At 70.3% G+C, this 11,229-nt stretch carries 10 protein-coding genes; 2 read left to right on the top strand and 8 right to left on the bottom strand.

Features of this window, described 5'->3' with window-relative positions; translation table 11 throughout:
* Positions 1–243 precede the first annotated feature (243 nt).
* Positions 244–1,578, bottom strand: coding sequence for a cell division protein FtsZ (gene ftsZ / locus IEY88_RS05825; RefSeq protein WP_189153601.1), 1,335 nt, complete (start codon positions 1,576–1,578; stop codon positions 244–246).
* Between the two features lie 330 nt (positions 1,579–1,908).
* On the opposite strand from ftsZ, the gene IEY88_RS05830 reads away from it, so the two are divergent.
* Positions 1,909–2,793, top strand: a complete 885-nt coding sequence (locus IEY88_RS05830) for an RICIN domain-containing protein (RefSeq protein WP_189153602.1) — start codon at positions 1,909–1,911, stop codon at positions 2,791–2,793.
* Here the strand turns inward: IEY88_RS05830 and IEY88_RS05835 are convergent.
* Both IEY88_RS05835 and crtI read right to left on the bottom strand, forming a co-directional pair.
* The gene (locus IEY88_RS05835) at positions 2,790–3,284 is read right to left on the bottom strand and encodes a DinB family protein (protein WP_189153603.1); all 495 of its coding nucleotides are present in this window, start codon (positions 3,282–3,284) and stop codon (positions 2,790–2,792) included. The two genes, IEY88_RS05830 and IEY88_RS05835, sit on opposite strands and share 4 nt — an antisense overlap.
* Positions 3,285–3,312: 28 nt before the next feature.
* Complete coding sequence (gene crtI / locus IEY88_RS05840) at positions 3,313–4,728, bottom strand: phytoene desaturase family protein (RefSeq protein ID WP_189153604.1); 1,416 nt, start codon at positions 4,726–4,728, stop codon at positions 3,313–3,315.
* A gap of 95 nt (positions 4,729–4,823) precedes the next feature.
* Here crtI and IEY88_RS45025 point away from each other — a divergent pair, with 95 nt between their 5' ends.
* Positions 4,824–4,955 carry a hypothetical protein gene (locus tag IEY88_RS45025; protein ID WP_268241215.1) on the top strand — a complete coding sequence of 44 codons (132 nt, stop codon included), beginning with the start codon at positions 4,824–4,826 and terminating at the stop codon, positions 4,953–4,955.
* Positions 4,956–5,078: 123 nt separating this feature from the next.
* On the opposite strand, the gene IEY88_RS05845 is transcribed toward IEY88_RS45025, so the two are convergent.
* The 5 genes from IEY88_RS05845 to murD all read right to left on the bottom strand — a co-directional run bounded on the left by IEY88_RS05845 (position 5,079) and on the right by murD (position 11,229).
* Positions 5,079–5,828, bottom strand: a complete 750-nt coding sequence (locus IEY88_RS05845) for a cell division protein FtsQ/DivIB (RefSeq protein ID WP_189153605.1) — start codon at positions 5,826–5,828, stop codon at positions 5,079–5,081.
* Positions 5,825–7,192 (bottom strand): UDP-N-acetylmuramate--L-alanine ligase, encoded by a 1,368-nt coding sequence (gene murC / locus IEY88_RS05850; RefSeq protein ID WP_189153606.1) that lies wholly within the window; start codon positions 7,190–7,192, stop codon positions 5,825–5,827. The genes IEY88_RS05845 and murC overlap by 4 nt, the downstream gene beginning before the upstream one ends.
* Positions 7,189–8,292: an undecaprenyldiphospho-muramoylpentapeptide beta-N-acetylglucosaminyltransferase gene (murG, locus tag IEY88_RS05855; protein ID WP_229693134.1), complete on the bottom strand. Its 1,104-nt coding sequence runs from the start codon at positions 8,290–8,292 to the stop codon at positions 7,189–7,191. Before murG ends, murC begins: the two co-directional genes overlap by 4 nt.
* Positions 8,293–8,321: 29 nt before the next feature.
* A complete protein-coding gene (gene ftsW, locus IEY88_RS05860) occupies positions 8,322–9,788 on the bottom strand; it encodes a putative lipid II flippase FtsW (RefSeq protein WP_373294031.1) in 1,467 nt (488 codons plus the stop codon).
* 67 nt (positions 9,789–9,855) lie between these two features.
* On the bottom strand, positions 9,856–11,229 hold the full coding sequence (gene murD, locus IEY88_RS05865) for a UDP-N-acetylmuramoyl-L-alanine--D-glutamate ligase (RefSeq protein ID WP_189153608.1): 1,374 nt from the start codon (positions 11,227–11,229) through the stop codon (positions 9,856–9,858).

The raw sequence follows: 11,229 nt of genomic DNA on the forward strand, positions 1-11,229 counted from the left end.
CAACGACCGCTAGAACCCAAGAGATTGCCGGGGGTCTGGGGGCAGAGCCCCCAGGGGAAGCCCGCAACAGCACCCCGCCAACGCAACAGCGGGAACAAGCTGACGCAGGCGTCCCCCCAACAGGAAGACCCCCTGAGCCCAAACGCTACTCAGGGGGTCCGACAAGATCAGAAAGCTAAAAACCGAGCCACCAACGACCCGAACGCTCAGACGTCCGCAGATCCAAGGGCCAACCCAACAACCTCACCGCCGCATGAACGGCGGCACATCCACCTCATCATCCGGGTCCTCGGTAACCGGCACAGGCCGAGAAGGCAACGACCCGTTGGGCGACAACGACCGAGGCACCGAGGGAACGTACCCGTTCCCCTGAGCGTGCGAAGGCTGCGGCGGCACAGTAGCCGGCGGCTGCTGCACAGGAGGCTGGACAGGCGGAGGCTGCACAGGCGGGGCCTGCCGGATCTCCGGCTGCACCGGAGCCTGCACGACGGGAGCCTGCACAACAGGAGGCGGCGTCTGGGCCACCGGCTGCTGCACGTGCGTGGGCACCGCAGACGCAGACGCGATGGGCCCGGTGGCCGTCCGAGGCGGCGAGGACAGCGCCGTCGGCTCCAGCTTCTTGTGCGTGGGCCCGCCGGCGTCGAAGCCAGCCGCGATCACCGTGACCCGGACCTCGTCGCCCAGGGAGTCGTCGATGACCGTACCGAAGATGATGTTCGCGTCCGGGTGTGCGGCTTCCTGGACCAGGGATGCGGACTCGTTGATCTCGAAGAGTCCCAGGTCGGAGCCGCCGGCGATCGAGAGCAGCACGCCGTGCGCGCCCTCCATCGAGGCTTCCAGCAGGGGCGAGTTGATCGCCTTCTGCGCGGCCTGGACCGCTCTTCCCTCGCCGCGCGCCGAGCCGATGCCCATCAGCGCCGAGCCCGCGCCGGACATGACCGACTTGACGTCGGCGAAGTCCAGGTTGATCAGACCGGGGGTCGTGATCAGGTCGGTGATGCCCTGGACACCGGACAGCAGCACCTCGTCCGCGGAGCGGAAGGCGTCCATCAGGCTGACGCCGATGTCGCCGAGCTGCAGCAGCCGGTCGTTGGGGATGACGATGAGCGTGTCGCACTCGTTGCGCAGGGCCTGGATGCCGTCCTCGGCCTGCTTGGCGCGGCGCTTGCCCTCGAACGAGAACGGGCGCGTCACGACGCCGATGGTCAGTGCGCCGAGCTTGCGGGCGATCGAGGCCACGACGGGTGCGCCGCCGGTGCCCGTGCCGCCGCCTTCACCTGCGGTGACGAAGACCATGTCGGCCCCCTTGAGGACCTCCTCGATCTCCTCGCGGTGGTCTTCGGCGGCCTTGTGCCCGACCTCGGGGTTGGCGCCGGCACCGAGGCCGCGGGTGAGCTCGCGGCCGATGTCGAGCTTGACGTCGGCATCAGACATCAGCAAGGCCTGGGCGTCGGTGTTCACCGCGATGAACTCGACGCCCTTCAGCCCGACCTCGATCATGCGGTTGACGGCGTTGACACCGCCACCACCGATGCCGACGACCTTGATCACCGCGAGGTAGTTGTGCGGGGGCGTCATCGGATCCGCCTTCCTGATCGTGGTCCGCGCTGTGGTGCTGGGCGTGATGCACCCGGATTGAAACTCTCAACCTCTCGTCGAGATTCAGAGTTATGTCAACCCCGTATGTTCCTGCTGGACGGTAAGCACCGGCGGTGCGTCGGTCCAGCAGCCACGCCGTAGGGTCCCAACACTGTGCGCTACTACTCCCCGGTCGTGCCGTCAAGTAGTGCGCGCGGTCCTGAGGACGACGCACCACAAGCCTAGTCGGACGACGAATCGGAGATCGTCTCGCCCATGCCTTCCTCAGTTGCACACCATGTCAGGGTGACCTCTCGCTACTGTCCGTAGATGGGGATGAAGATGCTGGGCGTCGCGCTGGCCGCGATCGCGCTAGGGGCAGTGACGGCCGCACCCGCGAGTGCGGCACCGGAAGGCAACAAGATCATCGAGATCAGGAGCGCGGCCGACGGGCTGTGTCTCGACCTCGGCAAGCCGGAGACTCACCGCGCCGCCGTGAGTGCGTGCGACGGCAGCGCGGCGCAGCAGTTCGAACGCGTCCCCGCCGTCGCAGGCGGGTCGTACCTGCGCAACATCGGCAGCGGGACCTGTCTGGACGGGTACAACAGCTCGGTGACGGCCTGGACGTGCGAGACCGCCGAGGCCGGCCAGCGGTTCCAGGAGGTGGCCGACGCCGACGGCACCGTGAAGCTGACGGTCGCGGGGCGGTTCGGCACCCGGTTCGTCGACTCGTACCTCTTCTCGCTGTTCAACGAGGTGAGCATGTTCGAGGCCTCCACGCGGCCCACGCAGCGATGGCTGGTCCGCGAGGTCGGAGTGGTGCCGCCACCGCAGCCCGGAGCACCGGTCAAGCTGAGGCAGGCGCAGGAGGGCACCTGCGTGTCCGACAGCGTCGAGTTCATCAACGAGCTGAGGGCCTGCGACGCCGCTCCGGCTTTCGAGCGGATCGACGCGGGCGGCGGCAAGGTCGCGTTGCGGAGTCAGGCCAGTGGCAACTGCCTGACGGTGATGCCGAAGCCTTCGCTCGCCGTGAAGCTGGAGAGCTGCGACCTCTCCCGCCTGGCGCAGCAGTGGTCCCTCGTCGGTGACGAACTCGGCAACCACACGATCGTGAACGGCGCCGACCTCCTGACCTCGGACACCAGGGGGCACGTGCTCGTCTTCGAGCCCTTCGAGACCAGCCTCCTGCAGCGCTGGCAGCTCCCGGCGGCCTAGTCGCCGACGGTCCCGTCGAGCAGTTCACGGACGACGTCCAGGTGACCGGCGTGCCGGGCGGTCTCGTCGATGACGTGCGCGAGCACCCATCGGGCCGAGATCGTCCGGTCGCCCCGGAACGGCACCTCGGCGTCGAGGTCCAGGCCGGCGAGGACCTCGCGGCTCACCTCGCACTGCGCGCGGTAGTCGGCCAGGAACCCGGCGAGCGTCTCGCCCTCCTCGACGCGCCAGTCCGCGTCGGGGTCCTCCATCGTGTACGGCGCCCGCGAGTCACGTCCGGCGAGCACCACCTCGAACCAGTGGTGCTCGGTCCAGCGCACGTGCTTCACCACGCCGGCCGCGGTCGTCAGCTTCGACGGCAGCACCGCCCGCGTCGCGTCGTCGTCGGACAGGCCCTCGACCTTCAACTCGATCGTCGCGCGCAAGTAATCCAGCAGGGCCGTGTACGTCGCACGTTCGTCGGCGACTAGTGGTGGTGCAGTCCGTGTCATGCGGCGCAGCGTGCACGAGCGTGTGACGTCATCGCACCGCATTTATCCGTTGCGCAGCGAGCCGTCCGGAGATCAGCACCGGCGACACCCCGACGCCCGGCGTGGTGCCCGCTCCGGCCAGTGCCACGTTCTCGGCGCCCTTCACGACGTTGCGCGGCCGGAACGGTCCCGTCTGCGCGAAGGTGTGCGCGAGCCCGAACGGCGTCCCCGCCGCGTTGCCCCAGTCCAGCGGCGTCACGAGCACCTCGTCGCGGACCGCCGCGCCGAACCCGTCGAGCCCGCGCTCCTCCAGCGTCCTCACCAGCTCGTCGCGGTACCGGGGCCCGACGCGGGCCCAGTCGACCGGCCCGGTCCGGAGGTTCGGCGATGGCGCCAGCACGTAGTGCAGTCCGTCCTGCGCGTGCGTGACGAGCAGCGACGGATCGGACATCAACCGTCCCTTGTGGACTATCTCGTCGAACGTCCCCCGCCACGCCGCCCCGAACAGGATGTTGTGGTGTCCGAGGTCCCACGTGCGGTCCGTCGCGGCGTGCAGCACCACCGCGGACGGCGACCACCGGTGCGGCACCACCCGCCGCGGCGACTTCCCGAGCAGCCGATAGGCGTCCGGCAGCTCGCACGCCAAGACGACAGCATCACACTCGATGCGCTCCTCAGCGGTGTGCACGGCCGCAACGCGCGCACCGCGCCACTCCAGCCGTGTAACTGTTGCGCCGTAACGGAACTCCGCACCGTGCTTACCAGCAGCACCAGCCATCGCCTGAGGCACCGCGTGCATCCCACCGCGCGGGAAGTACACGCCCGCGATGGTGTCCATGTACGCGATGACGGCATACGCCGCGAGGGCCTGCTGCGGCGGCACCCCCGCGTACAAAGCCTGGAACGAAAAGAGCCTGATCAACCGCTCGTCCCGCAGGAACCGCCGCAACTGCGGCTCGAGCCGTCCGAACCCACCGAGAGCCGCGAGCTTCACGAGCTCCGGCCGCACCAGGTCCAACGGCGAGTCGAAGTTCGCCCCGATGAAGTGCTCGCGCTGCACCGAGTACAGCTCACCCAGCCACCGCCGCAGGTCGCGGTACCCGGCCGCTTCCCTTGCCCCGCAGACGGAACGGACCTCGTCCTCCATCGCGGCGCCATCGGTGTGCACCGAGATCCGCGACCCGTCCGCGAACCGCGCGCGGTAGGCGGGCTCTACGCGATCGAGCGTCAGCCAGTCCGAAAGCCGCTCCCCCACGGCATCGAGCGCCTCCTCCAGGTACTCGGGCATAGTCAGCACGGTCGGCCCGCTGTCCGCGACGAACCCACCGACATGCACAGTGCCGGCCCGCCCACCAGGCACGTCACCCTTCTCGACCACCGTGACCCGCCGACCGGCCCCCTGCAGGTGCAACGCCGCTGACAGTCCGGCAAGACCGGCACCCACAACGACGACGTGGCCCGGCATTGAGTACTTCCTTCGGGTGACAACGATCAAACTGGCTAATACCGCGAGTGGTAGCCCGATGAGCACGTTAGTCGTTCATCACCAGGAGGCATGTCTTGGCACCCGCACCCGCACCCGCGTCCGTGCGTTCGCTCTTCATCGAAGCGATCGTCCTGGAACTCGTCACGAGCAGGCTCGGCAGCCTCGTCGTACGGGTCGCGACGGCGCGGCTGAGGCCGAACGGCTGACGCGCGAATCCTAGGAGAAACCCTTGTGCTCCCAGCCGATTCCCCGGTCCCCGATCCGCCGGGTCCGCCGGTTCCCGACTCCGTCACGACCGCCGGCACCGCGGCGGTGACACGGACGGACAGCTAGGAAACCGTGGCCAGGTCGGGCGACGACACGTCGTAGTTCATGCCTGGCCGCGAAAGCAGCACGAGCAGCACGGCCGCCTTGCGAGCCGTGTCCTCGGCGCTGCCCCACTTCACTGTGCGGCCTCCCGACAGCGTGAACCGGACGTCGGCACCGGTCGTCGCCGCCACCGCCAGCACTTCCGGCCGCAGCTTCTCCGGCAGTTCGTTCAAGACCCCGACCACGGCGCGAGTGGCCGGGTCCGAGGACGACGGCAGGGTGAGCACCAGTTCGGGCACGCCCGGCGCGGCGGCCGGGAGGATCGCGTAGTCCTTGCCCGTCGAGTCGACGAGGTGGAAGCCGTCGGGCAGCTTCACCGAGCCGACCGGGACCCGTTCGGTGAGCACCAGGCGGACCGTGCCCGGGAGCTGGCGTTCCACCTCGACGGCGGCGACGCGCGGGATGCCCGCGACCCGGTCGTGGATCTCCTTGAGGTCCAGGCGGATCAGCGGGGAACCGGTCTCGATCGCCGCCACGGCGCGGACCTCGTCCTCGGTCAGCGCGCCGTTGCCGCGGACGTCGACCCGGCTGACGCCGAGCAACGGGGTGAAGTAGACGCAGTAGACCAGGCCCACCACGGACAGCACCGTCAGCAGCGCGACCAGGCGGCGGCGCAGGATGACCCTGCGCCGCGCCTTGTACTCCGCGCTCTTCGGTCTCCGGTTCGCGGGGCGAACTCGCGTGGACCTGCCGCGAACCGGTGCGCTCATGACAGCGCGCTGACGATCTCGGGGCCGAGCATCGTCACGTCGCCCGCGCCCATGGTCACGACCAGGTCGCCCTCGCGCACCAGCGAGGCCACCAGTGCGGGAACGCGGTCGAACGACGGCTCGTAGTGCACGGAAGCCGTGACCTGGTCGGCGATCAGCGCGCCGGTGACGCCGGGCTCCGGTTCCTCGCGGGCGCCGTACACGTCCAGCACCACGACCTCGTCCGCCAGCGACAGCGCGGCGGCGAACTCGACGGCGAACGTGCGCGTGCGCGAGTACAGGTGTGGCTGGAACACCACGACGACACGGCCCGCACCGGCGACCGGACGGGCGGCGCGCAGCTGTGCGTCGACCTCGGTCGGATGGTGCGCGTAGTCGTCGTACACCGACACACCACCACCACGGCCCTTGAACTCGAACCGCCGCCGCACGCCACCGAAGGCCGCGAGACCTTCGAGCATCCCGGCCTGGTCGGCACCGAGTTCCAGACCGGCCAGCAGAGCCGCGATCGCGTTCAGCGCCATGTGCTCGCCGGGCACCGCGACCCGGACCTCGACCGCGACGCCGTCGATCTCGACCGACGCGAGGCCGCCCGACTCGAACGGCTTGTAGTCGACCAGCTTCGCGTCGGTGGCCGAACGCCCGTACTCGCGCACGCGGATCCCGCGCGCACGAGCCTCGGCGATCAGGCGCACCGCACCGGGATCGTCCACACAGGACACCAGCACACCGCCGGGCACGATCCGTTCCAGGAACGAGTCGAACACGGCCGTGTAGGCCTCGACGGTGCCGTGGTGGTCGAGGTGGTCGGCCTCGACGTTCGTCACGACGGCGACGGACGGCGAGAAGAACAGGAACGAGCCGTCGGACTCGTCCGCCTCGGCCACGAACACGCCGCCGGTGCCCTGGTGGGCGTTGGCGCCGGACTCGTTCAGGTCACCACCGATCGCGAACGACGGGTCGAGGCGGCAGTGCTGCAACGCGACGGTGAGCATCGACGTGGTCGACGTCTTGCCGTGCGTGCCGGCGACACACACGACGCGATGGTCCTCCATCAACGCCGCAAGCGCTTCGGCACGGCGCAGCACGGTGATGCCGCGTTCGCGGGCCGCCGCGTACTCGGGGTTCGTGTCCTTGATCGCGGTCGACACCACGACCTCGGTCGCGCCGCCGTCGAGCTGGTCCAGGTTCGCGGCGTCGTGACCGACGGCGATCCGGGCGCCCTGGGCGCGCAGGGCCAGCACGGTCCGCGAGTCCTTGGCGTCCGATCCGGACACCTGCACGCCGCGCGCCAGCAGGATGCGGGCGATACCGCTCATGCCGGCACCACCGATGCCGACGAGGTGAACGCGTTCGAGGCTCATTTCTTGATCACATCCAGGACGGTGCGGGCCAGGATCTCGTCCGCCTCACGACGGCCGGTGCCGAGCGTCGCGCGGGACATCTGCGCGAGCCGCTCGCGGTCCGCCATCAGCGGCACCACCAGTGACGCGACCTTCTGCGGCGTCAGCTCCTCGTCCGGCACCAGCAGGCCACCGCCCGCGGAGACGACCGGACCGGCGTTCAGCGCCTGCTCGCCGTTGCCGATCGGCAATGGCACGAAGATCGCGGGCAGGCCGACGGCCGACACCTCGGCGACGGTCATCGCGCCCGAACGGCACAGCACGGCGTCCGCGGCGGCGTACGCCAGGTCCATGCGCTCCAGGTACGGCACCGGCACGTACGGCGGACGGCCCGGAACCTGTTGCACCGCAATGTTGTTCTTCGGGCCGTACGCGTGCAGCACACCGACGCCGGCACGGGCGAACTCGGCGGCCACGGGCGCGACGGCCTCGTTGATCGAACGTGCGCCCTGCGAGCCGCCGAACACCAGCAGCACCGGCGCGTGCGGGTCCAGGCCGAAGAACCGGCGGGCCTCGTCGCGCAACGCGGCGCGGTTCAGCGTCGTGATCGACTGGCGCAGCGGGATGCCGATGATCTGCGCGTCGGTCAGGCCGGAGTCCGGCACGGCCGCGGCGACGTGGTCGGCGAACTTGGCGCCGACCTTGTTCGCGAGACCGGCCTTGGCGTTCGCCTCGTGCACCACGATCGGGAGGCGGCCACGCGCGGCCAGGTACGCGGGCAGCGCCACGTAGCCGCCGAACCCGACGACGACGTCCGCGCCGACGCGCTCCAGCACCTCGCGGGTCTGCTTCACGGCGCCGCGCACGTTCAGCGGCAGCTTCAGCAGGTCCAGGGTGGGCTTGCGCGGCATCGGCACCGGCGGGATCAGCTCCAGCGGGTAACCGCGGGCCGGGACGATCTTGCTCTCGAGGCCGCGCTCGGTGCCGAGCGCGACGACGCGCGCGTCCGGTCGCAGCCGCATGACCGCGTCGGCCAGCGCCAGTGCCGGCTCGATGTGTCCGGCGGTGCCACCGCCCGCGACCACGACGCACGGACCACTGGGGGCAGGGTGCCCGGTCAAGACTTCTCCCAAGTTTGTCGGCTGACGAATCAGTTCGATCGCCCGCGACCGCGGGTCGACCGGCCTTGCTCAGAACGGCCCTGTGTGCGCCGCGAGTCGCGGCGACGGTACTCCGAGGGCGGAGCGGACCTTCCTGCCATACGACGTTCATCCATGACCGGAAGTTGCTGCGTACGTGAACGGCCTGGTGCGCGGGGAGGCGTGGACGGGCGGACCGGCTTGCGCTTCGAGGGCGCCCGGTAGGCCTCCGGGGCGGGCAGCCTGAGCAGCCCGCCGACACGGCCGGGACCGAGCGAACGCAGCGCCGACACGGCCTCGGGCTCGTGCCGGGCACAGTTCGCCAGGATGCCGAACACGATCATGGTCGTCACGATCGAGGTGCCGCCGGAGGAGATCATCGGCAGCGTGAGGCCCGTGACGGGCAGCAGCTTCACGACGTAGCCGATGTTGATCGCGGCCTGCGCGACGAGCCACACCGTCAGCGTCGCGGCCACGATCCGGATCCACGGGTCGGTGTTGCGCGACGCGATCCGCAGACCGACCCACGCGAGACCGCCGAACAGCACCAGCACCAGCGCGCAGCCGACGAACCCGAGCTCCTCGCCGATGACGGCGAAGATGAAGTCCGACTCGACGTTGGGCAGGTACCGCCACTGCGAACTGCCCCGCGCGAGCCCCTTGCCGAACAGGCCACCGTCGGCGAGCGCGAACATCGCCTGCCGCGCCTGGTGACCGGCGCCGTCGGGATCGGCGTCGGGGTTGAGGAACGACGTCACGCGCTGCAGGCGGTACGTGGCACCGATCGCGAGCACGACGGCACCCGCCACCGCGCCGGCGGCGATCACGCCGAACAACCGCATCGGCGCGCCCACGAACCACAGCAGGCTGATCAGCACCACGCCGAGCGTGATCGTGCCGCCGAGGTCGGGCTGCAGCATGACGAGCGCGAACACCAGCATGGCCACCGGCACGACGGGCACCAGCAGGTGCCGGTACTGCGACAGCAGCGCCCGCTTGGTGACCAGGACGTGCGCGCCCCACAACGCCAGCGCGAGCTTCACGGTCTCGATCGGCTGGAACGAGACGGGCCCGAGCGTGAACCACGAGCGCGCACCACCGCGGACGTCACCGAGCGGCGTCAGCACGAGCGCCAGCAACAGCACGCCGATGCCCATCGCGGCCGTCGAGACGTGCCGCAGCTTGCGCAACGGGAACCGCAGCATCACCCAGAACAGCACGGCGCCGATGCACACGTAGATCAGCTGCTTCTGGAACACGCTGTACGCGGACACGCCCGACGCGACCTGGCCGGGCGCCGACGCGGACAGCACCATCACCAGGCCGAGCACGGTGAGCATGCCGAAGATCGCGAGCAACAGGTGGAAGTCGGCGAGCGGGCGGCTCAGCCACGAGGTCATGCCGCTGCGCAACGAGGCGACGCGGCCCGCGGGACGAACCTTCCGCTTGCTTCTCGGCTTGTCGGCGACGACGGTCACCAGATCATCGTCTCCTGTGTCAAGCGCTCGAACGGGGATTCCTCGGGGCGTGTCGCCTCTTAGAACCCTACCGACCGCCGGTCAGACGCTTCACGGCGTCCGTGAAGGCCTGTCCCCGGTGCGCGTAGTCGGTGAACATGTCCATCGACGCCGCCGCGGGAGCGAGCAGCACCGTGTCCCCGGGCTGCGCCAGCTCCTGTGCGGCACGTACGACCGCGAGCATCGGGTCGTCGTCATCGGCGAGATCGAGCGCGCGCACCGGAACGTCCGGCGCGTGCTTCGCCAACGCCTCCGCGATCACCGCACGGTCGGCGCCGATCAGCACGGCACCTCGCAGACGATGGGCCTCCGTCCGCACCATGTCCTCGACCGACGCGCCCTTCAAAAGCCCGCCGGCAATCCAGACAACGCTGTCGAACGCGCGCAACGACGCCACGGCCGCGTGCGGGTTCGTGGCCTTCGAGTCGTTGACGTACTTCACGTCGGCGGCGTCGACCGTGACGAGCACGGCGCGGTGGGCGGCCGGTTCGAACGCCTCCAGGCCTTCGCGCACGGCCTCGGACGGCACGCCGTAAGCACGCGCGAGAGCCGTGGCGGCCAGGGCGTCCGCGATGCCGGGAGGACCGGCCGGGCGGATCTTCGCGACCTCGACCAGCGCCTCGTCGTCGGCGAACGCGCGGTCGACCAGCCAGCCGTCGCGCACGCCGAGCTGGCCCGCTGCGGGCTCCTCGAGCGTGAACCCGACGCGGTCACGGGCGGGAGAGTCCTCCAGCAGGTCGACGACCCGGTCGTCGTCGAGCCAGCCGATCGCCACCTCACCGGTGAGGACCCCGGCCTTGGCCCGGGCGTAGGCGTCCATGCCGCCGTGCCAGTCGAGGTGGTCCTCGGCGAGGTTGAGCAGCGCGCCCGCCTGCGGACGCACCGACGGTGCCCAGTGCAGCTGGAAGCTCGACAGCTCCACCGCGAGCACCCGGCGACCGGCGAGCAGTGCGTCCACGACCGGCAGGCCGACGTTGCCGCAGGCCACAGCGTCCGCACCGGCGGCGTGCAGGATCGACTCCAGCATGCCGACCGTCGTGGTCTTGCCGTTCGTACCGGTCACCGCGAGCCACACAGGCGGGTCGGCCAGTTCGGTGCCCATCCGCCAGGCCAGCTCGACCTCGCCGATGACCTCGATGCCCGCGGAGGCGGCGGCCGCGAGCAGCGGACTGGACGGCTGCCAGCCGGGGCTCGTGACCACCAGGGAGGTGCCGGCCGGGGGGTGCACCAGGCCGGGCACCAGTTCCACACCTTCGAGCACGGTCTCCAGCGCCGCGAGCCGTTCCGGCGATGAGTCCGTCACCACGACCTCGGCGCCCGCCGCGAGCAACGCCTCCGCGGCGGACCGGCCGGTCACTCCAGCACCGGCCACCAGCACCTTGGAACCGGCCAGCTTGGTCAT

Origin of the sequence: Lentzea pudingi (assembly GCF_014646255.1) — a bacterium.
Classification (GTDB): domain Bacteria; phylum Actinomycetota; class Actinomycetes; order Mycobacteriales; family Pseudonocardiaceae; genus Lentzea; species Lentzea pudingi.